The sequence below is a fragment of the Herbaspirillum sp. SJZ107 genome (assembly GCF_006715485.1).
In the GTDB taxonomy this organism is placed as follows: domain Bacteria; phylum Pseudomonadota; class Gammaproteobacteria; order Burkholderiales; family Burkholderiaceae_D; genus Telluria.
The window spans coordinates 1,564,763-1,590,641 of record NZ_VFNH01000002.1 but is presented as its reverse complement, the minus strand read 5'-3'; the positions used below and the strand labels follow the sequence as shown (position 1 = coordinate 1,590,641).

Annotated in this window: 21 protein-coding genes; 13 read left to right on the top strand and 8 right to left on the bottom strand. The window is 67.9% G+C overall.

Features of this window, described 5'->3' with window-relative positions; all coding sequences use genetic code 11:
* Positions 1–132 precede the first annotated feature (132 nt).
* From sppA to FBX97_RS16890, 4 genes are all read right to left on the bottom strand, one after another.
* Positions 133–2,004: a signal peptide peptidase SppA gene (gene sppA / locus FBX97_RS16905; protein ID WP_141833598.1), complete on the bottom strand. Its 1,872-nt coding sequence runs from the start codon at positions 2,002–2,004 to the stop codon at positions 133–135.
* Between the two features lie 19 nt (positions 2,005–2,023).
* Positions 2,024–3,511, bottom strand: coding sequence for a sodium:solute symporter (locus tag FBX97_RS16900; protein ID WP_141833595.1), 1,488 nt, complete (start codon positions 3,509–3,511; stop codon positions 2,024–2,026).
* An 83-nt stretch (positions 3,512–3,594) separates the two neighbouring features.
* Positions 3,595–4,044 (bottom strand): hypothetical protein, encoded by a 450-nt coding sequence (locus FBX97_RS16895; RefSeq protein ID WP_255517497.1) that lies wholly within the window; start codon positions 4,042–4,044, stop codon positions 3,595–3,597.
* 183 nt (positions 4,045–4,227) lie between these two features.
* Positions 4,228–5,931, bottom strand: a complete 1,704-nt coding sequence (locus FBX97_RS16890) for an NYN domain-containing protein (protein ID WP_141833592.1) — start codon at positions 5,929–5,931, stop codon at positions 4,228–4,230.
* A 209-nt stretch (positions 5,932–6,140) separates the two neighbouring features.
* Between FBX97_RS16890 and FBX97_RS16885 the strand changes: the two genes are divergently transcribed.
* A complete protein-coding gene (locus tag FBX97_RS16885) occupies positions 6,141–9,113 on the top strand; it encodes a PAS domain S-box protein (RefSeq protein WP_185748615.1) in 2,973 nt (990 codons plus the stop codon).
* On the opposite strand, the gene FBX97_RS16880 is transcribed toward FBX97_RS16885, so the two are convergent.
* Entirely contained in the window at positions 9,114–9,533 is a 420-nt protein-coding gene (locus FBX97_RS16880) for a DUF1810 domain-containing protein (protein WP_141833586.1), read from the bottom strand.
* 86 nt (positions 9,534–9,619) lie between these two features.
* On the opposite strand from FBX97_RS16880, the gene FBX97_RS16875 reads away from it, so the two are divergent.
* The 6 genes from FBX97_RS16875 to FBX97_RS16850 all read left to right on the top strand — a co-directional run bounded on the left by FBX97_RS16875 (position 9,620) and on the right by FBX97_RS16850 (position 14,897).
* Positions 9,620–9,829: a DUF3820 family protein gene (locus tag FBX97_RS16875; protein ID WP_141833583.1), complete on the top strand. Its 210-nt coding sequence runs from the start codon at positions 9,620–9,622 to the stop codon at positions 9,827–9,829.
* Positions 9,830–9,965: 136 nt separating this feature from the next.
* The gene (locus FBX97_RS16870) at positions 9,966–10,667 is read left to right on the top strand and encodes a pirin family protein (RefSeq protein ID WP_141833580.1); all 702 of its coding nucleotides are present in this window, start codon (positions 9,966–9,968) and stop codon (positions 10,665–10,667) included.
* A gap of 168 nt (positions 10,668–10,835) precedes the next feature.
* Positions 10,836–11,219, top strand: a complete 384-nt coding sequence (locus FBX97_RS16865; protein ID WP_141833577.1) for a response regulator transcription factor — start codon at positions 10,836–10,838, stop codon at positions 11,217–11,219.
* A 116-nt stretch (positions 11,220–11,335) separates the two neighbouring features.
* Positions 11,336–13,498 carry a GGDEF and EAL domain-containing protein gene (locus FBX97_RS16860; RefSeq protein ID WP_141833574.1) on the top strand — a complete coding sequence of 721 codons (2,163 nt, stop codon included), beginning with the start codon at positions 11,336–11,338 and terminating at the stop codon, positions 13,496–13,498.
* 189 nt (positions 13,499–13,687) lie between these two features.
* The gene (locus FBX97_RS16855; RefSeq protein ID WP_185748614.1) at positions 13,688–14,224 is read left to right on the top strand and encodes a PEP-CTERM sorting domain-containing protein; all 537 of its coding nucleotides are present in this window, start codon (positions 13,688–13,690) and stop codon (positions 14,222–14,224) included.
* Between the two features lie 193 nt (positions 14,225–14,417).
* Positions 14,418–14,897 carry a prepilin-type N-terminal cleavage/methylation domain-containing protein gene (locus FBX97_RS16850; protein ID WP_141833568.1) on the top strand — a complete coding sequence of 160 codons (480 nt, stop codon included), beginning with the start codon at positions 14,418–14,420 and terminating at the stop codon, positions 14,895–14,897.
* Positions 14,898–14,916: 19 nt separating this feature from the next.
* Here FBX97_RS16850 and FBX97_RS16845 read toward each other — a convergent pair whose 3' ends face one another.
* A complete protein-coding gene (locus tag FBX97_RS16845) occupies positions 14,917–17,199 on the bottom strand; it encodes an ATP-binding protein (RefSeq protein WP_141833565.1) in 2,283 nt (760 codons plus the stop codon).
* 165 nt (positions 17,200–17,364) lie between these two features.
* Between FBX97_RS16845 and ribA the strand changes: the two genes are divergently transcribed.
* From ribA to FBX97_RS16830, 3 genes are all read left to right on the top strand, one after another.
* Positions 17,365–18,018, top strand: a complete 654-nt coding sequence (gene ribA / locus FBX97_RS16840; protein ID WP_141833562.1) for a GTP cyclohydrolase II — start codon at positions 17,365–17,367, stop codon at positions 18,016–18,018.
* Positions 18,019–18,100: 82 nt separating this feature from the next.
* Positions 18,101–19,561, top strand: coding sequence for a serine protease (locus FBX97_RS16835; RefSeq protein ID WP_141833559.1), 1,461 nt, complete (start codon positions 18,101–18,103; stop codon positions 19,559–19,561).
* On the top strand, positions 19,558–20,616 hold the full coding sequence (locus tag FBX97_RS16830) for an FHA domain-containing protein (RefSeq protein WP_141833555.1): 1,059 nt from the start codon (positions 19,558–19,560) through the stop codon (positions 20,614–20,616). The genes FBX97_RS16835 and FBX97_RS16830 overlap by 4 nt, the downstream gene beginning before the upstream one ends.
* 30 nt (positions 20,617–20,646) lie before the next feature.
* On the opposite strand, the gene FBX97_RS16825 is transcribed toward FBX97_RS16830, so the two are convergent.
* Positions 20,647–22,215, bottom strand: a complete 1,569-nt coding sequence (locus FBX97_RS16825; protein WP_141833552.1) for a sensor histidine kinase KdpD — start codon at positions 22,213–22,215, stop codon at positions 20,647–20,649.
* Between the two features lie 107 nt (positions 22,216–22,322).
* Here FBX97_RS16825 and FBX97_RS16820 point away from each other — a divergent pair, with 107 nt between their 5' ends.
* Positions 22,323–23,465, top strand: coding sequence for a sensor histidine kinase (locus tag FBX97_RS16820; protein WP_255517496.1), 1,143 nt, complete (start codon positions 22,323–22,325; stop codon positions 23,463–23,465).
* The gene (locus FBX97_RS16815) at positions 23,453–24,232 is read left to right on the top strand and encodes a LytTR family DNA-binding domain-containing protein (RefSeq protein ID WP_141833549.1); all 780 of its coding nucleotides are present in this window, start codon (positions 23,453–23,455) and stop codon (positions 24,230–24,232) included. Before FBX97_RS16820 ends, FBX97_RS16815 begins: the two co-directional genes overlap by 13 nt.
* Before the next feature lie 73 nt (positions 24,233–24,305).
* Here the strand turns inward: FBX97_RS16815 and FBX97_RS16810 are convergent, their stop codons facing one another.
* On the bottom strand, positions 24,306–24,905 hold the full coding sequence (locus FBX97_RS16810) for a phasin family protein (RefSeq protein ID WP_141833546.1): 600 nt from the start codon (positions 24,903–24,905) through the stop codon (positions 24,306–24,308).
* A gap of 224 nt (positions 24,906–25,129) precedes the next feature.
* On the opposite strand from FBX97_RS16810, the gene FBX97_RS16805 reads away from it, so the two are divergent.
* Complete coding sequence (locus tag FBX97_RS16805; RefSeq protein ID WP_141833544.1) at positions 25,130–25,861, top strand: hypothetical protein; 732 nt, start codon at positions 25,130–25,132, stop codon at positions 25,859–25,861.
* The last annotated feature ends 18 nt before the right edge of the window (positions 25,862–25,879 follow it).

The following is a 25,879-nucleotide window of genomic DNA, read 5'->3' as shown; positions in this document are numbered from 1 at the left end:
CCGGCACGCGTCTTTACACCGTTGAACACCGATCGCGCCACATACGCGGACATTCAAAACAAAAACGGGCGCGGAAGATCCCGCGCCCGTCGCGCCGGCATCTGCATGCCGGCCTACAAGACGTTACAAAACTCAGGGCGCTTCGCACAGGCAGTGCGTCACCGCCGCGAACGGCTGGCGGCGCTCGGCCACCTGCGACAGCCAGCCGAGGTCGCGCGTGATGCCTGCGGCAGCACCGGTGGACAGGGCCGCAGCGGTCACCGGATCCGGCAGCAGGCCCAGTTTCACCTGCACGTTCAGCGCCTGCACGTCGGACAGGCCGAGGCTTGCCAGGAAGCGCTCCGCCAGCGACGCCGGCTGCTCGGCATAGGCGATGCGGTAATCGTCGCCCAGCTTGGCGCGCCGGGCGGCCGAGCGCAGCGCATCGCCGTAGCTGCCGAGGCGGTCGACCAGGCCGCGTTCCTTGGCCTGGGCGCCGGTCCAGACCCGGCCCTGCCCCACCGCGTCGATCTTTTCCGGCGAGGTGCGGCGCGCGATCGCGGCCTTGGTCGTGAATTCGTCATAAATATGATTGATGCTGGACTGGATCAGCTGGCCGAAGCGCGGATCGAGCGGGCGCAGCGGATTGTAGGCGTCGGCCAGCCACGTGGTGGTCACGCCGGCGGTGTGGATGCCCAGCTTGTCGACCACCTTGTCGGCGGTCGGCAGGATCGCGAACACGCCGATCGAACCGGTCACGGTGGACGGGTCGGCGATCACTTCGTCGGCCGCCATCGAGATCCAGTAGCCGCCGGAAGCCGCCACGTCGCCCATCGACACCACCACCGGCTTGCCGGCGGCGCGCGTCAGTTCCAGCTCGCGCCGGATCAGTTCCGAGCCGAAGGCGCTGCCGCCCGGGGAATTCACGCGCAGCACCAGCGCCTTGACGTCCTTGTCCTCGCGCGCGGCGCGGATCAGGTTCGAGGTCGACAGGCCGCCGACCATGCCCGGGCCGCCCATGCCTTCGGTGATGTCGCCGGCGGCGACCACCACCGCCACCGCATCGCCCAGCTTCTTGTCCGGGTAGTGCGCCACGTAGTCGTCGAAGCCGATCTGGCGGAAGGTTTTGTTGGTGTCGTCGTAGACGCCGCGCTTGATCAGCATGGCGCGCACTTCGTCGCGCGTTTTCAGGCCGTCGACCAGCTTCCAGTCGAGCGCCACCTTGGCGGCGTTGCCGTTGGCCGCTGCCATGCGCTGCGGCAGTTCGTCGATGCCCTTGGCCAGGCTGCCCGCCGGCAGCTTGCGCGCCTTCTCGACCTCGCCCGTGTAGTTGGCCCACAGCGCGTTGTACAGGAAGCTGTCGGCCTCCTGTGCCGCCTGCGACGGGCCGTTGCCGATATACGGCTCGGCAAAGCTTTTATAAGTGCCGACCTTCATCAGGTTGACCGTGACGCCGACCTTGTCGAGCGCGTCGCGGTAGTAGTTGCGGTGGCGGCCGAAACCTTCGATCATCACCATGCCCATCGGGTGCAGGTAGACCTCGCTGGCGTGGGAAGCCACCAGGTAGCGTTTCTGGTCGTAGCTGCCGCCCCAGGCGACCACGGTCTTGCCCCTGGCCTTGACGCGGTCGACGGCGGCGCCGATCTCGCGCAGCGAGGCCAGGCCGCCGCCATCGAGCTGGTCGAGCAGCAGGACGACGGTATTGATCTTGTCATCCTTGCCGGCGTGGTCCAGCGCGGTGAGCACGTCGCGCAGCTGGACCACGCGGCGCGCGTTGCCGCTCAGGCCGGCCACGACGGAATCGCGCACGCTGCCGGCGCGCTCCTCGACCAGCTCGCCCTTGAGGTCGAGCACCAGCGCGGTCTTGGGCGACAGCGGCTTGAGACCGCTGCCGAAGATCGCCATCAACAGCACGATCAGGACCAGCAGGAAGATCAGGTTCAGCACGAAGCGGCGCGTGGCGTCGAGGCCGCGCCAGAGCGAGCCGATACCGCGGCGCAGGGTGGACAAGGGCTTGAAGGACATCTGGACTCCGGTCAGGTTTTCAGAATGGGGTGTTGGCGGCGACGGCGCCGCCCGCGGGCCGTGCCGTGGCGCGGCGCGAAATCGCGAACAGCCCGGCAAATACGAGCGCACCGTTCAGGATAAGCAATTCCAGGCCAAGGCGATAGCTGCCCAACACAAGTTGTTGGTAATGTTCAAGCAATGCGCACAGGATCGGCGCACCGATGGTCACGACCGGCACCAGGCGGTCGTTCAGGGTCCGCGTCGTCATCATGCCGAAGGCGAACAGCCCGAGCAGCGGGCCATACGTGTAGCCCGCCACCTTCAGCACCACGCCGATCATGCTCGGATCGTTCAGCCATTTGAAGACCATCACCATCGCCAGGAACAGCAGCGCGAACGCCAGGTGCACGTGGCGGCGCAGGCGCATGCGGGCGGCTTCGCTCATGCCGGGGCGGCGCTGGATGCCGAGGATGTCGATGCAGAAGGTCGAGGTCAGCGCCGTGATGGCGCCGTCCGCGCTCGGGAACAGCGCCGAGATCAGCGCGATCAAAAAGATGATCTGTACTGCTCCCGGCAGGTGGCCCATGACGGTCGCCGGGAAGATTTTATCGCCGGTCGCGCTCACGCCCGCCAGCGGCGCATACAGGTACAGCAGGCCGCCCAGGAACAGGAAGGCGCACAGCACCACCGCCAGCACCGCGGTCAGGCTGAGCAGGTTCTTCTGCGAATCCTTCAGGGTCTTCACCGAAATCGTCTTCTGCATCATTTCCTGGTCCATGCCGGTCATGGTGATGGTGATGAAGGCGCCGGCCACGATCTGCTTGAGCCAGAAGCCGGGCGCGTTCGGATCGAGCGTGAACACGCGCGCCAGGCCGCGCTCCTGCATCTGCGCCAGCGCCTGCGGCACCGACAGATCGAGCTGGCCGAGCAGGAAGGCGGCGCAGGCGAACAGGCCGAACAGCATGCAGCTGGTCTGCAGGGTGTCGGTCCAGACGATGGTCTTGACGCCGCCCTGATAGGTGTACAGCAGGATCATGCCGAGGATGACGAAGGTGGTCAGCCAGAACGGGATGCCGAGGCTGTCGAGGATGATCGACTGCAGCACCGCTACCACCAGGTACAGGCGCGCGGTGGCGCCGAACAGGCGCGACAGAATGAAGAAGCCGGCGCCGCTCTGGTAGGCACGCCGGCCCAGGCGCACCTCGAGATAGTGATAAATCGAGGTCAGCTTCATCCGGTAGTACAGCGGCAGCAGCAGGTAGACCACCGCGATGTAGCCTGCCACGTACCCGATCAGCACCTGCAGGTAGCCGAAACCGTCGGCGCCGACCGCGCCGGGGACGCTGACGAAGGTCACGCCGGACAGGGTCGTGCCGACCATGCCGAAGGCGACCAGCATCCAGTTGCTGCTCTTGTTACCGATGAAAAAACTGTCGTTGTCGGCGTTGCGCGCGGTGGCCCAGGCGACGCCGAGCAGCAGCGCGAAGTAGCCGATGAGGATGCAGAAAAGTAAAGCCGGGGACATCAGGTTTCCAGGGGTGGTCGAATCGCCCAGCAATATACTAGAAGATGCCGGGCACCGGGTGGCCGGCGCCGGCCGGGCCGGTGTCAGATACCCTGGGCCGGCGCCCGCTCGAACGGTCCGATGCAGGTTGCCATGGTCTCGTCTTCGCACATCACGAAGCGCGCGCCGGACGGATGGAAGCGCACGTAATTGGTGACGCGCGAGCCAACCTCGGTGATCTCGCCCGAACAGTCCTGCTTGCCGTTGTCCTTGACGATCTTGTCTTCGAGTTTGTAGAAACCCTTGGTGCTCGGCTTTTCGGTGATCGTGAATTCGCTTTCCGACACCTCTTCCTTGCTCTTGACCAGCATCGTGCCGTCGCCGCGGAAGTGGTAGGTCTCGGAACAGGACAGCTGGGGAATGCTCAGGGTCCAGATGCCGAGCAGCGGATGGGAAGCGGACGGCGCCGCCTGGACCCGGGCCGGCTGGGCATGGGCGATGGCGGCCGCGAACAGCATGGCGACACTGGGGAGCAGTCCGGTGAACGTACGCATGATGGGTCCTTGGAAGTTGCACACCGAGGGCGCCGGGAGCGGGCGTGTTTCGTCGTTGTCATTATGGCATACGTGTGCGCGGGGCTGGCGCGCGGGTGCAGGACGCTACGGAACCTTCACCCCGTCGTCCCTGCGAAGGCAGGGAGTCGTTTCCGGCAATGCCGGGAACGACGTTCATATGCCTCAGCCCTCGGCCGGCGTCTTCGGCTTGGCCGGACGCCGTGCCCGTGGCGGCGCCTTGCGCGACGGTGCCTTGTGCGGCGCACGGGTCGGCTTGTTGCGGGCCGGCTTGTCGCCCTGGGCGTCCTCGCCCTCGGCTGCGATGTCCTCTGCCGTCGCCGTACCCGCCGCCTCGACCGCCGCAGCGGCATCCAGCGCCACCGCGGCATCGTCCGGCGCCGCCACGGCGGCGGCTGGTGCTTCGGCCGGGGTTTCTGCCGCGCTTTCCATCGATGGCGCAGCGTCTTCTACCGGCGCAGCGGCGGCCTTGCGCGCAGCCGGCTTGCGCGGCGTGCGGCGGCGTTCCTTCACCGGCGGCGCCGGCTCGGCCGGCGTGGCGGCTTCGGCGGCAGCGTCGGCAACGACGTCGGCTGCAGTGGCAGCGGCCGGCGCAGCGTCAGCGTCAGCGTCAGCGTCAACTGCCGTCGTCACGGCGGCGGCGCTGGCGGCCGAGGCGGCATCAGCCAGCGCGGCGATCGGCGACAGTTCGACCGGCGGCGCTTCCGCCAGGTCCGGCGTCGGCGCCGGCCAGCTGGCGAAAGCGCTGTCGTCGCCCGCCGCCGGCACGGCCGCGGCGTCCTCGCCCGCCTGCTGGACCGGCTGCTGCTCGCGGCCACCCTTGCGGCCACGGCCACCGCGGCGGCGCGGCTCGCGGCCGCCGGATGCGGCGCCATTCGACGCCGCCGGCGCCTCGGCCACCGCCTGCTCCAGCGGCAGCTCGCCGCCGCTGCCGCTACCGATGCCATTGAGCGCGCCATCGGCCGCTTCCGGCACGGTCAGCTCGGCCTGCTCGGCGTCGGCCCCGGCCAGCGTCTCGGCCGGCTGGCTGGCGGCGCTGCGGTATACATAAGTGCCGGATTTTTCGTCGCGGCCGAATTCGAACAGGCCGCGCGTCTGCGCTTCCTCGAGCAGGTTGCCGAAGGTGCGGAAGCCGAAATAGGTTTCCGAGAAGTCCGGACGGCGGCGCTTCAGGGTGTCCTTCAGCAGCGAGGCCCAGATCTTGCCGGTGTCGCCGCGTTCCGAGACCAGCGCGTCGAAGGTCTCGACCACCATTTCCAGCGCCTGCAGCTTGCGCGCCTCCATCTCTTCCTTCTTGCGGTTGCTTTCGTCGGAAGGACGGCGGCCCTGCTGCGGCGCCTGCGCCTGCGGCTGGGCCTTGCGCTCGTCGCGCTTGGCGGCGGCGCGGCGCACTTCGCGCACCAGGTCGTCATAAAAGATGAATTCGTCGCAGTTGGCGACCAGCAGGTCCGAGGTCGACTGCTTGACGCCGACGCCGATCACGCGCTTGGCGTTTTCGCGCAGCTTGGAGACCAGCGGCGAAAAGTCGGAATCGCCGCTGACGATGACGAAGGTGTCGACGTGGGCCTTGGTGTAGCACAGGTCGAGCGCGTCCACCACCATGCGGATGTCGGCCGAGTTCTTGCCGGACTGGCGCACGTGCGGGATCTCGATCAGTTCGAAGTTCGCTTCGTGCATGGTGCCCTTGAAGCTCTTGTAGCGGTCCCAGTCGCAATAGGCTTTCTTGACCACGATGCTGCCCTTGAGAAGCAGGCGTTCGAGGACGAGCTTGATGTCGAATTTCTCGTAGTTCGCATCGCGCACGCCGAGCGCGACGTTCTCGAAGTCGCAGAACACCGCCATGCTGATGTTTTCGGAAGATGAAGCCATGATGTTGTTGTGTAATGATTGATGGACAAGCTATGCGCGGATTATACGCAACATGGCGGCCGGGCTCGGCGCAGCAAACGAGGAATCATGCGCGGATGGGACAGCCTGGCGTGGCCGGCAGGCAAATTGCGCCGAAATTTTTCGTCAAATTCCTCAGTTCGGCTACAATATATGTTGCTCCCTGTTTCGTTTTTTCGATCCTTCGGTTCATGTCGGAACTTCCCCCTCCCTATACTGTCTGGCCCGTCGGCGGCGGCGCGCTCGGCGCGCTCATTCGCGCCCATGACTGGGCCGCCACCCCGCTCGGACCACTGGAAAGCTGGCCGGCGGCGCTGCGCACGCTGGTCGACCTGGTCGTCCATTCGCCGTTGCCGATGGCGGTGCTGTGGGGACCGGATCTGATCCAGGTGTACAACGACGGCTACGCCGCGATCTGCGGCGCGCGCCATCCGCACGCGCTGGGACAGCCGCACCGGCCGACCTGGCCCGAGCTGCAGGATTTCATCGGCTCGGTGTATCCGGACGTGCTGCGCGGCGAGACCCGGATTTTCAGCCACAAGCGCCTGGTCGTCGAGCGCAGCGGCGTGCCCGAAGAGATCTGGGTCGACCTCAGCTACAGTCCGGCATGGGCCGATGGCGAGGTGCGCGGCATCGTCAAGACCGCCGTCGACGTCAGCGCCGACGTGAAAGCCACCAACGCGCTGCTGCTCAACAACGAACGCTTCCACACCTATGCCGGCTCCAGCGTGGTCTATCGCATGAACGCCGACTGGAGCGAAATGCGCCGGCTGCCGGGACACGGCGCGCCGGGCGATACCGCGGCCAATACGGCGGCCGCGTCCGGCACCTGGCTCGGCGACCTCATCGATCCGGACGACCAGCCGGCGGTGACGCAGGCGATCCGCACCCGTGGCGTGTTCGAGCACGAGCACCGGGTGCGCCTGCCCGACGGCACGTCCGGCTGGATGCTGTCGCGCGCCGTCCCGCTGCTGGCCCTGGACGGCACCATCCGCGAATGGTTCGGCACCGCCGTCGACATCACCGCGCGCAAGCAGCGCGAACTGCGCCAGGCCGCCCTGCTGGGGCTGGGCGACCGCCTGCGCATGGTCAACAATGCCGACGAAGCCGCCGCCATCGCCAGCGAGGTGGTCGGCGCGACGCTCGGGGTGACCCAGGCCGGCTTCGGGCGCATCAATGCCGTGGCCGCCACGACCCGGGTGGTGCGCGACTGGCGCGCCGGGCCCGCGGTGCCGTCGATGGTCGGCGTACATCCGTTCCGCCACTACGGCAGCTATTACGCCGACCTCCGGCGCGGCGAAGTCGTCGCGATCGCCGACGTCGGCACCGACCCGCGCACCGCCGCCCACTGGGACGTGTTCCAGACGCTGGCGGTACGCGCGCTGCTGAATGTGCCGGTGCTGGATGCCAGCGGCGCGGTCGGCGTGTTCCTGGCGCAGCAGGACCGCCCGCGCGCCTGGTCCGCCGACGAGATCGCGTTCGTGCGCGGCGTGGCCGACCGCACCTGGGCCGAGATGGCGCGCATCGATGCCGCCAAGGCGCTGCACGCCCTCAACCTGCAACTCGAGCAGCTGGCCGAGGACAGCGCCGCCGAGCGCGACCGCATGTGGCGGCTGTCCGGCGACATCATGCTGGTGGCGCGCGCCGAAGGTCCGATCGCGGCGGTCAATCCGGCCTGGCGCACGATCCTGGGCTGGGAAGAACAGGAGCTGGTCGGCGCCAACCTGTTCGACCTGATCCACCCTGACGACGTGACGCCGACGCTGGAGGGACTGGCCGTCCTGGACGACGACGGCCGGCTGGCGCCGAACTTCCAGAACCGCTACCGCCACCGCGACGGCAGCTATCGCTGGATCGCCTGGAATGCCAGCCGCAGCGACGACCTGGTGGTGGCGGTCGGACGCGACGTCACGCTCGAGCGCGAACATGCGGCCGCCCTCCTCGACACCGAGGAAAAACTGCGCCAGAGCCTCAAGATGGAAGCCGTGGGCCAGCTCACCGGTGGCCTGGCCCATGATTTCAACAACCTGCTGGCCAGCATCGGCGGCAGCCTGGAGCTGCTGGCGCTGCGCGTGCGCAGCAACAAGCTGGACGACCTCGACCGCTTCGTCGGCATTGCACAGGGCGCGGTGCGGCGTGCCGCCGCCCTGACCCACCGCCTGCTGGCGTTTTCGCGGCGCCAGCCGCTCGACGCCCGCCCGCTCGACCCGGCCGGCCTGGTCGACGGCATGCTCGACCTGGTGCGGCGTACCATCGGTCCCGCCATCGCGCTCGAGGTGGAAAGCGAACCCGGGCTGTGGCCGACCCTGGTCGACCCCAACCAGCTCGAGAACGCTCTGCTGAACCTGTGCATCAATGCGCGCGACGCCATGCCCGACGGCGGCCGCCTGCGCATCGCGCTGGCCAATAGCGTGCTCGATGCCGCGCAAGCCGCGCGCAGCGAGCTGCCGGCGGGCGACTATGTGCTGGTGAGCGTGTCCGATACCGGCACCGGCATGGCGCCCGAGGTACTGGCCAAGGCCTTCGATCCCTTCTATACCACCAAGCCGATCGGCCAGGGCACCGGCCTCGGGCTGTCGATGATCTACGGTTTCGTGCGCCAGTCGGGCGGGCATGTGAGCGCCGAGTCGGCGCCTGGCTGCGGTACCACCATGCACGTGCTGCTGCCGCGCCACCTGGGGGTGGCGCAGGCGGCGCAGGCCGCGCCGGCGGCGCCCGCAGGCGTCGCCGAAGAACGCCTGGCCGTGGCCGCGGTCCGCATCCTGCTGGTGGACGACGAGGCGCCGCTGCGCGGCCTGATGGCCGAAGCCCTGGCGCAGCAGGGCCATCGCGTGGTGCAGGCGGGCGATGCCGCCACCGCCCTGCGCCTGCTCGGCACCGGCGCGCCGGTCGACCTGATGGTCACCGACATTGGCCTGGCCGGCGGCATGAACGGTCGCCAGCTGGCCGAGGCGGCGCGCCTGGCCCGTCCCGGCCTGAAGGTGCTGTTCATCACCGGCTACGCCGAGGCGCGCCTGGTCGAACGCGGCAGTTTCGACCCAGGCACCGGCCTGATGGTCAAGCCCTTCCAGCTCGACGCGCTGGCGCGGCGGGTGGCGCAGATGACCGCCCAGGCAAGTGCCCAGGCGGCCACTCAGGTCGCCGCGCAGTCCGCCGATACTTGATCAGATCCGCTCGAGCGTAGCCGGGTCGCCGGCGCCGTCGAAGAAGCGGTCGAGGCAGGTCTGGAACACGGCTTCGTCCGGCGCCACGTCGGCGAACAGCGTCATCGACGAGTGGAATTTCAGGTTGTCGGGATAGTCGAAGATGGCATCGGCCGGGCGGTCGTCGTGCGCGGCGACGGCCGCGGCGCAGGTGCGCAGGCGCGGCCCCAGCACCGGATGGGCGAGATAGGCAGCGGCTTCGTCGCTCGAGGCGATCGCGTACCTGCGCGCCATGTCGCTCTGCCCCAGCCCGGCGATCTGGGGAAAGATGAACCACATCCAGTGGCTGCGCTTGCGGCCCGCGCGCAGTTCCGCCAGGGCCTGGTCGTAGACGCCGGCCTGGGCGTCGACGAAACGTTCGAGATTGAAATCGGTATCCATGACAGCGTGCCTCCCGCGCCCATGCTACCGCGCCTGGGCGATTTGCTAAAGTCACGCCTTCCAACCGAATCTGCCATCCATCTGCCATGAAGCCCGAACACCTGACCCTGCTGCTGACCCGCGAGATGCCCTTCGGTAAATATGAAGGCCGCAAGATCGCCGACCTGCCCGGCCACTACCTGGGCTGGTTCGCGCGCGAGGGTTTTCCGAAGGGCGAACTGGGAGAACTGCTCGAACTCATGTACGAACTCGACCATAACGCCTTGCGCGGGCTGCTCGATCCACTGCGTCGCTGACACGCGTCCTGGCATTCGATTTTTTCGATGATAGGACGCAAAACAACTCGTTTTTCAAGCCCGCCCGGCGCGCCTATACTGGCATCCATGCATTCGAAAACATCCACAACCGGATAAACAGACAAAGGAGCAGATCATGCTGGAAGTTCGCAAAAGTGAAGAACGCGGTGCCGCCCATCACGGCTGGCTGCAATCGAAACACAGCTTTTCCTTCGCCGACTACTACGATCCGCGCCACAGCGGCTTCGGTCCGCTGCTGGTGATCAACGAAGACCGCGTCGCGCCCGGCGCCGGCTTCGGCACCCACGGCCACCGCGACATGGAAATCATTTCCTACGTGCTGGATGGCGCGCTCGAGCACAAGGACAGCATGGGCACCGGCTCGGTGCTGCACTACGGCGACGTCCAGCGCATGAGCGCCGGCAACGGCGTGCGCCACAGCGAGTTCAACGGTTCCAAGACCGAACAGGTGCATTTCCTGCAGATCTGGATCCAGCCGAACGTGAAAGGCATCGCGCCGAGCTACGAGGAAAAGAACATTCCGCTGGGCGAGAAGCAGGGCAAGCTGCGCGTGATCGCTTCCGGCGACGGCCGCGAAGGCTCGGTGCTGATCCACCAGGATGCGTCGCTGTACGCCACCGTCCTGAACGGCGACGACCGCGTCGAGCACACGCTGGCTGGCGGCCGCCTCGGCTATGTGCACGTGGTGCGCGGCCAGGTCAGCGTCAACGGCGTGGCCCTGAAGGGTGGCGACGCGCTGAAGCTGAGCGACGAGGCACGTGTCGAACTGGCCCAGGCCGATAACGCCGAAGTGCTGCTGTTCGACCTGCCGCGTTGATGGCCAGCTAAATGTAAGCGGCTGTAACTGAACGATAAGCGTGCGTGCGATGGACCGAGAATGTGTCGGCAACCGTCACATGCACGCCACAAATTCGCATGGTTGCGGGCGAAACGTTAAATTGCGTGTGATAATCAATCCTCAAAGCAATTTTTCGTTCCCAAAATCATGAACGCCAAACCCACCGTCCTCGTGGTCGAGGACGACGTCCACATCGCCCAGGTCCTTACCTTCATGCTCGAGCGCCAGGGTTACCGCGTGATCTACGCCGGCGACGGCCGCGCCGCGGTCCAGCATATCGTCTCCGGCCCGGTACCCGACCTGATCCTGCTCGACGTAATGCTGCCCTTCGTCGACGGTTTCGAAGTGCTGGGCCTGATCCGCGCGCGCGAGGGCTGGGAAACCGTGCCGGTGCTGATGCTGACCGCCAAGAACGGCGAGCAGGACACCGTGCGCGCCCTCGACGCCGGCGCCAACGACTTCATCATCAAGCCTTTCCAGCCGCTGGAACTGCTGGCGCGCCTGCGCCGCTACCTCGACCAGCCCGCCTGAACCTTCGCCCGCGGCCACGCTACGGCGGTCTCATCCGTTAAGCATATCCGCGCACGGCTTGCTTGCGCCCGCTTCGACAGGTAACTGCTAGTATGTTCAAAAAGCGGACCCTGCGTATGCGACTACAATTCCAGCGAGAAAGCAAGGCGCCTCCTCTGCCGGACGACCTCAGGCGGCGCCTCGATGACGTGCTCGAGCACTTCCCGTCCGGCGTCACGGTGCACGACATCGACGGTTGCATCGTCATGGCCAACCACCTGGCCGGCAAGCTGCTGGGACGCAGCGAGGACGAGCTGATCGGCATGTGCGCCGACAGCGCCGGCTGGCATCTGACCGACGAAAACTGCATGCCGATGGCACCCGAGGAATATCCGGTCCACCAGGTACTGCGCACCGGGAACAAGGTCACCGGCAGGGTGGTCGGCCTGCCGCCCCGGACTGGCCCTGGTTCCGGTCCCGGCCAGCGTACGCCCTGCTGGATGATCTGCAACGCCTATCCCGAGACCGACGACGACGGCAAGCTGCGCGGCGCCGTGGTCTGCTTCACCGATTGCACCGAGCTGAAGGAAGCCCAGCAGCGCCTGCTGAAATCCGAGGAAAGGCTGCGCCTGATGCTCGAAGGCTCCAGCGACGCGCCCTGGGACTGGGACCTGGTCAGCGGCGAAACCTATTATTCAGAGCGCTGGTGGGAAATGCTCGGCTACCGCGCCGGCGAATTGCGGCTCGACCGCGCCACCTGGCGCCGCCTGCTGCACCCGCAGGACCTGCCCCACGTCACCGCCTTCATGGCCGACCTGCTGGTCGGCGGGCGCAGTGCCTACAGCATCGAACTGCGCCTGCGCCACAGCGACGGCCATTACGTGCACGTGCTGACGCGCGGGGTGGTGCTGCGCGACGCCGCCGGTAAGGCGCTGCGCATGTCCGGCACCAACACCGACCTCACCGAGCGCAAGCAGTCCGAGCGCCGCATCTACGAACTCGCGTATTTCGATCCGCTCACCGGCCTGCCGAACCGCCGCTTCCTGATCGAGGAACTCGACAAGACGCTGGCGCGCCACAGCCGCTCCGGCCAGTACGGCGCCCTGCTCTTCATCGATCTCGACAACTTCAAGCTGCTCAACGACACCATGGGCCACGACGTCGGCGACATGCTGCTGCGCCAGGTGGCCGAACGCCTGCGCCAGGCACTGCGCGACAGCGACCAGCTGGCGCGCCTGGGCGGCGACGAGTTCGTGGTGGTGCTGGAAAACCTCGGCGCCGGCACCGCGGAGGCAACGCCGCACGCCGACCACGTCGCGCGCAAGATCCTGGCGCTGCTGGGCCAGCCCTACGACCTGCCCGGCAGTCCGAGTCCGCGCACGCCCAGCATCGGCATTACCCTGTTCGACGGCAGCGCGGGCGGCATCGATCAGCTGCTGCGCCAGGCCGACCTCGCCATGTACCGCGCCAAGGCCGACGGCCGCAACACCGCGCGCTTCTTCGACCCCAGCATGCAGGCCGCCGCCGAGCGCCAGGCGGCCCTCGACAAGGCGCTGCGCGACGGCCTGGCGCAGCGCGAGTTCGTGCTGTACTGCCAGCCGCAATTCGATACCGAAGGCCGCCTGATCGGCGCCGAGGCGCTGGCGCGCTGGCAGCACGGCGAGCACGGCCTGGTGTCGCCGCACGAATTCATCGGCCAGGCCGAAGCCAGCGGCCTGATCATTCCACTGGGACAGCAGATGCTCGAGGAAAGCTGCCGCGCGCTGGCGCGCTGGTCGGGCGACCCGCTGCTCGGCCGGGTCAAGCTGTCGGTCAACATCAGCGTGCGCCAGCTGCGCGACCCCGGTTTCGCGGCCAGCGTGGAAGCATTGCTGGCCGCCAGCGGCGCCAGCGCCGACCGGCTGTGCCTGGAGCTGACCGAGAGCGTGTTCGCGGAAAACATGCAGGAACTGATCGAGCGCATGCAGGCGCTGCGCGCGCAGGGCATCTGCTTTTCTCTGGACGACTTCGGCAACGGCACCTCGTCGCTGGCCTACCTGATGCGCTTCCCGCTGGCCTCGCTGAAGATCGACCGCAGCTTCGTGCGCGACGCCGGCGCCAACAGCGCCACCATCGTCGAGGCGATCGTGGCGCTGGCGCGCAAGCTCAAGCTGGAGGTGGTGGCCGAAGGCGTGGAACACGAAGACCAGCGCGACTTCATGGTCGATTGCGGCTGCGATGCGCTGCAGGGCTATTTGCTGGGGCGGCCCGTACCGTTGCCGGAATTCGAACAGTTATATGGCTCGGGCGCGCGGGCCTGAGACGGTTTTGGACAGCATTGTTTTATGTCTTGTCGATGAATTTTACATCCCTCGGTCATGCAAAATTGAACTTTATTAATTTTCTAAAAGAAATCAATGACCTAAGTAAATATTGCAATTCAGGCACGACAATTGCATACCCGTGGTGCTCATCCATCCACAAGGGGTTTTACAATGTCGCTGAATTTGATGAAAAGCTTCAAAAAAGCAGTTCTCGTTGCTGCGCTGTTTTCGGCAGGCGTCGCGAATGCGGCCTTGTACCAGTTCAATCTGACCGGCGACTACACCGCCAGCTGGCAGCTGAATTCCACGGTGACGCCGGATGACGGCGCAGTCGGCGCCGGGTTCATTCTTTATGACGTCGAAGGCAACTTCCCGGGATCGGCTATCGATTACGCTGACCTGACGTTCTATAACGCCGACCTCGGCGGCGGCCTGGAAATCTATGACTACTATGGCGACCTCGAGCTGATGTTGAGCGATGGGCCGCAGCTGTACAGCGGCTCCGAAGACGCGCCGACCTTCAGCCTCGGCAGCTTCGCCCTGACGGAATACGGCGGCACGGGCCGCTACACCCTGACCGTGACCAACCTCGACGCCGGTCCCGGTCCTGGCCCGGGTACCGATCCGGCGCCTGGCGAAGTGCCCGAGCCGGCCAGCATTGCCATGCTGCTCGGCGGCCTGGGCCTGATGGCGTCGATGAAGAAGCGTCGCGCCGCCAAATGAATCATTGAGTAAATAGCGGACCGGTCGAAGCAATATATCGACCGCACAGCAAGGGTGCCGGCACAGTCAAATGCGCCGGCACCTTTTTTCTTAAGGTAAATATTTGACGTTGTAATGTTGGCCAATCGTGCAATGCCGTACACGGTTTGATGTTATCTTATTGATAACCATCATTTCCTGTGAAAGCCTGCCGATGCCAAGCGCCCGCCGGCCGCAACGCGGCCCCTCCGGTTTTACCCTGATCGAACTCATTTCAGTCCTCGGTGTCGTCGGCGTCGTCGGCGCCACCGCCGTGCCGCGGCTGACGGCGCTCGCCGGTGAAGCGCGCTATGCGTCGCTCCAGGTCGCGCAGGGTTCGCTGTCGAGCGTATCCGCAATCGTGCACGGCCAGTTCGCGATCCGCGCCGGCAGCATGCAAACCTATGGCGACGTGCCGCTGCCGATGGTGAACGGCTACCCCGGCGCCGACGCCAAACTGGCAGAAGCGGCCGGCCTGGCACCAGGCTACACCGTGCACGCCGGAGATGCCGGTACGCTGGTCATCGTACCCAAGGACCTGGCCGGCAGCGCGGCGGCGGACCAGTGCTACCTCGTGTATACCCAGAGCCGGACACCGCAGTCGGCGCCCGTGATCGCACTCGGCGCCGCGGCCAGCGCCGCCACCTGCAGCTGAAGACGGCGCCCGGACGGGTTCAGGCCGCCGGCAGCTCGACCACGAAGGTCGTGCCCTGCCCCGCAACACTGTCGAAGCGGATGGTCCCGCCATGCTGCTCGACGATCGCCTTGCAGATCGATAGTCCCAGTCCGGTGCCGCCGCTGCGCCGCGAATTGGTGCCGTCGGCCTGGGCGAAGCGCTGGAACACGCGGTCGCGGAAGGCTTCCGGAATGCCGCTGCCCTGGTCCGTCACCGACAGGCGTACGCAGCCGCCGCCGTCTTCGACCCGCGTCGTCACCGTCGTCCCCGCTTCCGAAAACTTGACGGCGTTGGACAGCAGGTTCGCCAGCACCTGGGTGATGCGGTCGCGGTCGATGCCGGCGCGCAGTGCCGCGGCACCGGGGCCGGCTTCGCAGGCCAGCGTCACCCCGGCCTGCGCCGCCAGGCCGGCCATGGCCGCCACTGCGCCTTCGGCGACCGGCAGGACCGGCTGGACTTCGCGGCTGGATTCCATGCGGCCGGCGTCCATCTTCTGGATGTCGAGCACGTCGCCGATCAGGCGCACCAGGCGTTCGGAGCTGGCGTTGGCGATGCCGACCAGGCCCTGCGCATCGGCCGGCAGTTCGCCCGCCATGCCGTCGGCCAGCAGCGCCAGCGACGCGCTGATCGACGTCAGCGGGGTGCGCAGCTCGTGCGAGACGGTGGAAACGAACTCGTTCTTCATGCGCTCGACCTGCTTACGCCCGGAAATGTCGTGCGCAAAGATGCTGAAGAACGGCCCCTCCGGGGTACCGGCAATGGCCGCCGTCATTTCGACCTCGACTTCGCTGCCGTCGCGCCGGCACAGCACGCGTTCGACGCGGCGGCCCTGGATCTCGAGCTCGCCGGTATCGCGGAAGCGCTGCAGCGCGTCCAGCGCGTTGGCACGCAGGTGCGCCGGCACCATCAGCTCGACGGCCAGGCGGCCCAGCACCTCGTCGCGGCGCCAGCCGAGCATGGCTTCGGCGGCCGCGTTCCAATCGACCACGCGGCCCTGCAGGTCGATCGCGACGAAGGCGTCCTGCACGGTCCCGAGGATGGTGTCGATGCGCTGCTTGCCGGCACTGACCGTCACCAGCGCCTGTTCCAGCTCGCGCGTGCGCTGCTCGACGCGCTGCTCCAGCGTGGCGTTGAGTTCCTTCAATTCCTTGCGCTGCTGCATCAGGTCGGCCACCAGCGCGTCGAGCGTGCCGGACAGCGCCTGCACCTCGACGTAGCGCCCGTGTTCGGCCCCGAGCTTGACCGGTTCGCCGGCGCGGATGCGGCGCGCCGACTCGGCCAGCTCGCCCAGCGGCTGGGTGATGCGGCGCGCCACCAGCACGCCGGCCAGCGAAAACAGCGCCGCCAGCAGGACGCCGGCGATCAGGCCGTATTCGCGCAGGCGCCGTACCGGGCCATAGGCGTCGAGCACCTCCTGGCGCACCAGCACGGTCCAGCCCAGGCCCGGGTAGTCGGCATAGCCGTGGCCGCGCGCATAGCCGACCAGGTAGGACTTGCCGTCCGGCCAGCGCTCGACGACATAGCCGTTCCCGAGCTGGCTGCGCGCCAGCTCCAGGCTCGGGAGCGACAGCTTGCGGCCGGCGCTGTCCGGCGGCCCCAGCAGGACGCTGCCGGCGGCATCGACGATCAGCGCCTCGACGTTGCTGCGCGCGCCGACGCCGGCCATGACCGAGCGCTCGACGTCGCGCGCCCATTGCCAGGACAGGTGGGCACCGAGCACGCCGACGGTGTTGCCGCGTTCGTCCAGATAGGGGAAGGCGACGTCGACGAAGCGCCAGGGTTCGGCCTGGTGCGGCAGCAGCTTCGCCAGCAGCACGGCATCGTGCACGTCGCCGACGTGGTCGCCCTTGAGCGCGTCGTCGAACCACGGCCGCCTGGACACGTCGGCGCCTTCCAGCATGCCGCGTGCCGCCACCTGCACCCGGCCGTCGATCCCGGCCAGGCCGATCCAGCTGTAATAGCCGTAGCTGGCCTGTACCCGTTCCAGCGTCTCGCGGCGGCGTGCCAGCGGGACGTCGGCGCCGAGGTCGTGGCGGCGCGCGATCAGGCCGACCTCGCGGTAGCGCTCGAACATGCCGCGCTCGAGCTTGTCCGAAGTCTGGGCCGCGCGGTCGGCCAGGCCGTAGCCGATGCCGCTCTTGACCTGTTCGGTGGCCTTGCGCTCGATGACGGCGCTCAGCACCAGCGTAAATACGATGGACAGCAGGGCAAAGGCAAGCGCCATCCAGGCACCCAGGGCGCGCGGCAGCAGGCGGTGGAAGAAGGTCGGGACGGTCGGCATAGAATGAAACTGGCAGGACGGAATGCAGGGCGCCAGCGTAGCACAGCACTGATGCATATAGTTAATATCTTTACAGTAATAACGTTGCTCCGCACGGCCATGTCCGATTTCCGGTAAACTCTCCGGTTACTCCATATCGCACTACTTCGTTTCGGGAACACCGCCATGCAAGACAATGCCGCCCTGCCAGACAATGCCGCCCTGCTCGACTACGTCACTTCGTGCACGCTGCCGACGCCATGGGCGCAGTTCACCCTGCACGCCTTCGTCGAGCATGCAACCGGCAAGGAACACCTGGCCATGACTCTCGGCGACATCAAGGACGGCGAGCCGCCGCTGGCGCGCATCCACTCGGAATGCCTGACCGGCGACGTGATGTTCTCGCAGCGCTGCGACTGCGGCGCCCAGCTGGAAGGCGCGCTCAAGAAGATCGCTGCCGAAGGCCGCGGCATCCTGCTCTACCTGCGCCAGGAAGGCCGCGGCATCGGCCTGGTCAACAAGATCCGCGCCTACCGCCTGCAGGAAGCCGGCGCCGACACCGTGGAAGCCAACCTGCAGCTCGGTTTCCACGCCGACGCCCGCAACTACGAGCTGGTGCTGCCGATGCTGCAACAGTTCGGCATCGAAGCCGTGCGCCTGATGACCAACAACCCGCGCAAGATCGCGGCCCTGGAAAAGCTCGGCATCAAGGTCGCCGACCGCGTGCCACTGCTGGTCAACCGCAACGCCTTCAATACCGGCTATCTCGACACCAAGCAGGCCAAGCTGGGCCACATGATGACCCCGGCGGCCGAGCCGGCACTGGACGGCGAACTCTAAGTCCGGACCGGATAGCCCGGCGCGGGGTTTGGCGCAAACGTGGCAAGATGATCCTTAATCATCTTGCCAGCAAAAGGATGGTATGCGCCCTGCCCCGCTCTCCGCTGTCCTTGCGCTGTGTGCCGCCGCCTGCGCGGCCATGGCCTTCGGCATCGTGCCGGCCGCGCCTGCTGCACCCGCCGTGCCTGCCGCCCAGCGCCTGCCGGGTGCCCGGCCCGCCGTCCAGCCGGCCGCACCGCCACTCGCCACACCGCCGGCCACGCCGCCCGCCACCACGCCGCCTGCGCCCGGTCCCGGCGAGACCGACGACAGCGCCACCCTGCCGACCCCTTCCAGCGCCGCCCAGCAGCTGTACGCCGCCGCCCGCGCCGACCTGCTGCAGATCCGCATGCTGCTGCGCAACGGCCGCAGCCAGTCCACCGTCGGCTCCGGCTTCCTGATCGGCACCGGCAACCTGGTGCTGACCAATTACCACGTGGTGTCGCAGATGGCGCTCGATCCCGACGTCTACATCGGCGAATACGTCGACACCGACGGCAAGGGCGGGCCGATCGAGCTGATGGCGGTCGACGTCCTGCACGACCTGGCGGTGGTGCGGGTCGACCGTGCCGGCAGCGGGTTCTTCAAGGTGCCCGAGCATCCGGTGCAGCTGACCCAGGGCCAGTACCTGTACTCGCTCGGCAATCCGCTCGACCTCGGCTTCGCCATCTCGGAAGGCGCGTACAACGGCGCCATCACGCGCAGCTTCTATGAACAGCTGATCTTCACCGGCCCGATCAATTCCGGCATGAGCGGCGGTCCCAGCGTGACCGCCAGCGGCATGGTGGCGGGCATCAACGTGTCCAAGCGCCGCGACGGCGAATCGGTCAGCTTTCTGGTGCCGGTGAAGTATGCCCAGGATCTGTTGGCCCAGGTTGCGCGGCAGGCGCATCCGCCCAGGAATTTCAACCCGCTGATCGCCCAGCAACTGCTGGCGCACCAGCGCGAGATGATCGACCGCCTGCTGGCCGAGCCGCTGTCGCTCAAGGCGATGGGGCCGTACCGGGTGCCGGTGCGCGAATCGCAGCAGTTGCGCTGCTGGGGGCGCTCCAACTTCCGCGCCGAGGCCGAATTCACCGTGGACGCGGTCAGCTGCGCGATGGAAGCCGCGATCTACGTCTCCGACACCCAGCAGACCGGCCACGTGTCGATGAGCCACCAGTACCTGCGCTCGGCCAGCCTGCAGCCGCTGCAGTTCTCGGTGCTGGCCAGCAGCCGTTTCCGGGTCGACCGCATCGGCTCCTCCAGGGACACGCGCCTGACCCGGCCCGCCTGCAGCGAGCAGTTCGTGCACACCGCCACCCTGCCGCTGCGCGCCGTGATGTGCGTGCGCGCCTACCGCAAGTTCGCCGGCCTGTACAACTTCACCCTGCTGACCGCCAGCACCGACGACGGCCAGGCCAGCCTGCAGAGCCGCCTCGACCTGGCCGGCGTTTCCTACGACAACGGCACCCGGGCCACGCGCGCCTTCCTGGCCGCGCTCGGGCGGAGCACGCGCCGATGAACGGGCCGCCGATCGCTTCGGTCCCGGCAGGCAGTCCTGCGGCAGGCGATGCTGCGGCAGCCGATGCTGCTGCGAGTGCGCCGCCGGGGGCGGGTCCCTGGTTCGTCGAGATCCTGACCCGTGCCGGCGAAGTGCTGCAGCGCCATCGCGTCGACGCGCTGCCGATCCGGCTCGGACGCGGCTACGGCAACGACGTGATCCTCGACGACGACTACGCCGCCGCCGCGCACGCGCTGGCCGAGCTGGACGCCGGCGGGCGCCTGGTGCTGCGCGACCTCGGCTCGCGCAACGGCATCCACCACCGCGGCCGGCGCCACGCCGAACTGGCGCTGGACGGCGACACCGTGGTGCGCATCGGCCACACCGCGCTGCGCATCCGCGCGGCCGGCTTCCAAGTCGCGCCGGAACTGCCGGACCGCACCCTGCACCGCTGGGAAGGGGCGCTGCCGGGCGCCGCCGGCACGCTGCTGGTGGGCGCCACCACCCTGTTCGCGCGCTGGCTGAGCGACATCCAGTACTTCGAGCTGGTGCGCTACTTCGAAGCCCTGGCCTGGGGCATCGGCGCGGCGCTGCTGTGGAGCGGGGCCTGGGCCTTCGCCAACCGCCTGTTCGGGCGCCACGCGCGCCTCGGACGCCACCTGTTCGTGTTCGGCTGCGGCCTGCTGGCGCTGACCCTGTGCACGCTGCTGGCCAGCCTGCTGGGCTACGCCTTGTCGCTCGAAGGCTTCACCCATTACGCCTCGCACGCAGCGACACTGCTGCTGGCCGGCGTCATCTACTTCCACCTGTGCACCATCCGCCCCGGCCACCGCCTGCGCTACCGCTGGATCTGCGCCGCGATGGCGGTGCTCGGCTCGTGCCTGATCCTGGTCGCCAATGTGCAACGCAGCGGGCGCTTTTCCGACGAACTCTATATGTGGGTGCTGCTGCCGCCCGAGGTGCGGGTCAGCCCCGACCACGGCATCGACCAGTTCATGCGCGAGGTGGATGGCATGCAGGAAGGGCTGGACCGCGGACGTGGACGCAAGCCGGGCGAGGACGAGATCGAGAATTGACCCATCGTTGCCGCCTGCGCGGGGACGACGTCAATTCTGCAGCAGCGGTAGCGTGACGATGAAGGTACTGCCCTGCCCGGCCCCGGCGCTGTGCGCCTCGACCCGGCCCTCGTGCAGCTCGACGAGGTGCCGCACCAGCGCCAGCCCGAGGCCGAGTCCGCCGTCGGCGCGTCCGGCCGTGCGCGTGGCCTGCATGAAGGAATCGAACACGCGCGGCAGCAGCGCCGCGTCGATGCCGATGCCATTGTCGGCCACGCTGACTTCGACGCTGTCCGGTGCCATCCGCATCTCGACGCGGATGGCGCCGCCCTCGGGCGTGTACTTGGCGGCGTTGCCGATCAGGTTGGCCACCACCTGCACCAGGCGCTTGTGGTCGCCCAGCACGGACGGATGGACCTTGCCCAGCTCGACCTGCAGCGCGTGGCGCCGCTGCGCGACCAGCGGCTTGACCTGCTCGACGGCATCGCACACGGCCCGGTGCAGGTCGACCGGCACCCGGGTCAGCGTGATCAGGCCGCGCCGCACGCGCGAGGCGTCCAGCAGGTCGTCGACCAGGTGCGCGATGTGGTCGGTCTGGCGGGCGATGATGTCTGCGGTGCGGCGCAGCTGGGCCGGATCGGCGCCGTTCTGGATGCGCAGCAGCTCGGCCGCGGCGCGGATCGGCGCCAGCGGATTCCTCAGCTCGTGCGCCAGCAGGGCAACGAAGTCATCCTTGTTGGCGTCGGCCTCGCGCAGCGATTCGAGCGCGGCCTGGCGTTCCAGCTCGGCCAGGCGGCGCGCCACCTCGATCCGGTACAGCATCAGCGCGAAGCGCCACACCGCGACGGTGAACAGCACCACCATGCCCCAGACCAGGAAGGCGATCGCAGTGGGGACGTCGATCGCCTTCACCCGCAGCATGACGGCGACGGCCATGCCCAGCAGCACCGGCATGGTCAGCGCCGACAGCAGCAGGCGGCGCGCGATCCAGGCGCCCGGGTCGGGGCCGGCCAGCGCCACCATGATCCCTTCGTTGGGACGCAGCGCCAGCACCGCGGTTGACAGCAGGATCAGCGTCGTGGTGGTCAGGATCGAGGTGCCCTTGCCGGGCAGCAGCTGGTACAGGAAGGTGTCGCGGAACACGTAGCCGGCCAGGGTCAGCAGCGCCAGCAGCAGCACGCCCAGCGCCAGCACCTGGCCGTGGCGCACGTGGCGCGGGCGCCCCATCGCCAGCAGGCCGGCGCCGAGTGCGCCGAACATGAGGGCGGTCACCGGCGAGGCCAGGCTGCGCGCGCCCGCCGCGCTGCCGCGCACGACGAAAGGCAAGGGTATGCCGGTCGCATGCGCCAGCAGGATCACCAGCGACGCTGCCGTCAGCAGCGCCGCCGCGACGTTCGCGCGCCCGCCTCCCGTCTCGCGCAGGCGCCACAGCGATGCGCAGGCCAGCAAGGTCAGCAGCGCCGTCATCGGCACCATCGTGGGCAGGCCGGGAACGACCGAAGTCAGGTAACCGATGCCGAGCGCCCAGCCTGCCAGCGCGCAGATGGCGATGAGGGCGCTGACAAGGCCGGCGACCGCGGGCAAGCCGGCCTTGAGCATTGTAATCAATGGAGTTGCCATTCAGATCGTGGATGAGGCCGATTCTAACGGCATGGGTTCGGCGCTGTCGCGCGAAATGCGACAGGTATTATAGCGAACAGGAAAGCTTTTTTGACAAGCCTTCGCGCATGGCCCATGATTTTCGCATGCCGACCCTGCACCGCAAGCTCGTGTTTGCCCTCGCCTGGATCCTGTTCTGGACCATGATGACCTGGGTCGCCGTACAGGACTTCATCCGTGGCGGCCACGCCGGGCAATTGTGGAAGCCGGTGCTGTGGGAAGGCTCGTCGGCGCTGGTATGCACGCTGCTGGCGCTGGTGCAGCTGCGCCTGTCGCGCGGCGATGCGCGCCTGCTCGGCACCCCGCTGCGCTGGTTCGCGCGCCAGGCGCTGTTCCTGCCGATGTACTGGATCGCCTTCGTGCCGCTGGCCTTCGGCCTGCGCCACGGCGTATATGGGCTGGCCGGCGAGACCTACACCCACGACGCGCTGCCCCAGCTGTTCCTGTACGAGTCGATCAAGATCTCGATCTTCGTCGGCCTGTTCACGGCGGTGCGCTTCGGCGTCGAATCCTACCGTGCGCTGCTGGAACAGAAGCTGCATGCCGAACGGGCCAACGCCCTGCTGCGCCAGGCCCAGCTGCAGCGCCTGGCGCAGCAGATGCAGCCGCATTTCCTGTTCAACGCCCTGAATACGATCTCGTCGCTGATGCACAGCGACGTCGACAAGGCCGACGCCACCCTGCTGCGCCTGGCCGAGGTGCTGCGCGCCACCCTCGACCTGGGCCAGCACGACCAGGCCCCGTTCGGCGACGAGCTGCGCCTGGCGCGCGGCTACGCCGGCGTGATGGCCGAGCGCTTCGCCGGCCGCGTCGAGATCGACTGGGACGTCGATGCCGCGGTCGACGCCCTGCCGGTGCCGGTGATGAGCCTGCAGCCGCTGCTGGAAAACGTGTTCAAGCATACGGTCGAACGGCGGCGCGGCCTGACCCGCATCGTGGTGTCGGCGCGGCGCGAAGCCGACCGGCTGGTGCTGCGCGTGGACGACGATGGCGGCCGCCTGGATGGCACGGCGGGCAGCGCCGCGCCGGATGCGGTGCCCGCCCCGGCGCAGGGCGCCCGTCCGGGTTCGGGCACGGCCACGGGCGGCATCGGCCTGGCCAACCTGCGGGCCCGGCTGGCCGCGATGTACGGCGGACAGGCCGCCTTCGACCTATCGTCCCGCCCCGGTGGCGGCGTGCGTGTCGAGCTGAGGCTGCCATGCGGCTCCTGATCGTCGACGACGAACGCCCGGCGCGCGAGCGCCTGCGCCGCCTGCTGGTGCAGCAAGCCGCACAGGCCGGCATCAGCGCCGTGGATGAGGCCGGCGACGGCTTCGAAGCGCTGGCCCAGGTCGAGGCTTGCTGGCCGGATGCCATCTTCCTCGACATCGCCATGCCGGAACTGTCCGGCATCGAGCTGGCCGCATCGCTGCCCGAACCGGCGCCGCTGGTGGTGTTCCTCACCGCGCACGACCGCTACGCGCTGCAAGCCTTCGAGGTCGACGCCATCGACTACCTGCTCAAGCCCTGCGACGAACTGCGCCTGCAGCGGGCGCTGCAGCGCCTGCGTACGCGGCTCGAGGCGGGCCGCGATACCCGTGCGGCGGACGAATCCGACGAGTCCGCTGACAGGCCGGCCCAGGCCCTGCCCCGGCTGCCGGACCGTCCGCTGCGCCAGCTGCTGGTAACGGATCGCGGCGCCACGCGGGTGGTGCGGGTGGCCGACATCGGCTGGATCGAAACCGCCGACAACTACGTGGCCCTGCACACCGTCGACGGCAGCCCGCTGCTGCGCCAGACCCTGGCCGGCCTGCTGCCGCGCCTCGGGCCGGGCTTCGTGCGCTGTCATCGGCGTGCCGCCATACAACTGGATTGGATCGATCGGATACTGCCGCGCGACAAGGGCGACTGCGAACTCATTCTGCGCAACGGCGCCAGCGTGCCGTGCAGCCGCCAATACCGCGAAACGGTTCTGCAGCAGGTGCTGCAGCGGCGCTAGGCGGCGGATCAGGCACCGGCATGGAGCGGCGGCCGTGCACCACCGCCCTGCCGTGGACCGCGATTACGCCGGATCAGTGCGAGGTTGCGCCGCGCTGGCCCTGGATACCACCCTGCGTCTGGCCCGGCTGGATCGATTGACGCGAGCTGCCGTCGCCACCGGTATAGCCGTTCTCGCTACCGCTGTCGGTCCGTGCCTGGCGGCCGGCGCCGTCGCCGTCACGCGAGAACGGGTCTGCGTACTGGCGCACGGTTTCCTGCTGGGCGCGCAGGCCGCGTTCGGTCTGCTCGCTGGCGTCGCGCGCCACTTCGTCGGCCAGCGCACGTGCGGTACGGCTGGTGTTCTGGATGTGCTGCTCGGTCACGCGCGCCATTTCCACCTGAGCATCGGCAGCCAGGCGGGTGATGTGCTGCTGGTAGGCGCGCAGCTTGTCGCTGGCGGGCTGGGCACGCGAGGTAGCGGCGCTCAGCAGTTCCGACTGGCGGTCGGCGCTCAGCACCTGCTTGCTGGCCAGGGTGGTTTCTTCCAGCATGGTCTGGGTCAGCTGGATGTTCAGGTCGATCATTTGCTGGAAGGTGCGGAACATCGATTTCGACAGGTCGTTCATGAACGCGGTCTGGGCATCGACGTGGGTACGGACTGCAGGATTCACGGCTTGCGGATACGGAAACATGGGTGTGCCTCGCTAAGTGATTGGTTGTGATTGGGCGGCGCTGCCTGATCGCCGCAGTTTCGCTGCAGTGCCGCATGCGGCTGCGGCGAAGCTCACAGACTAAGGACAACAGACTATTCACCTTTGATATGCGCTAAGGGTGCCCGGCTTGCATTGGAAGGAATCGCCATGGCTGGCCCGATAATTGCTAGGGTTCAATTACCTGCATTGCAAAGGAGCGTGCCGTGTTTCTGCCCAATGATGTGATCGAATACCTTGCACCGCAGCGCACCGTGCGCGTGCTGTGGATCGACCGTGCGCGCGCACTGGTATATACCTTCGAACTCGGCCAGCCCTATGCCCAGCCATGCGCCGAAACGCTGCAGGCCGTGGCCGGCGAGGTGCTGGCGCGGCGTGCCCGCCTGCTGCTGCACGATCCGTATGCCGCCCCGCCGCCGGCACCCCTGCTGCCGCAGAAGCACCGCGACCTGCAGGCGCGGGCCTGGGCCATCGTGCACAGCCTGCAGGCCGAGGTGCCGGCGCTGTACGACGCGCGCGAGCGCGCCGCGCTGGTGGCACGCTGCGCCGAGACGCACGGCGTGTCGCGCCCCAGCGTGCTGCGCTACCTGCGCCGTTTCTGGGAACGCGGCCAGACCCCCGACGCCCTGCTGCCCGACTACGGCAACTCGGGTGCGCGCGGCAAGACCCGCGGCGCCAACGAAGGGATCAAGCGCGGGCGCCCACGCAAGGCCGGCCAGCCGCCTGGCCTGAACATCGACGCCGCGACGCGTGTCACCTTCCGCACCGCCGCCACGCGCTACCGCGTCACCCATCCCGCCTTTTCGCGGCGCGGCGCCTACCGCCAGATGCTGGACGAGTTCTACCGCGACCGCGACCCCGGCGCCGTGCCCAGTTTCGGCCAGTTCAGCTACTGGCTGGACAAGGACGGCAGCGGCGCAGCCGAACTGCAACGCTGATCAATAGAGTGCAAGGCA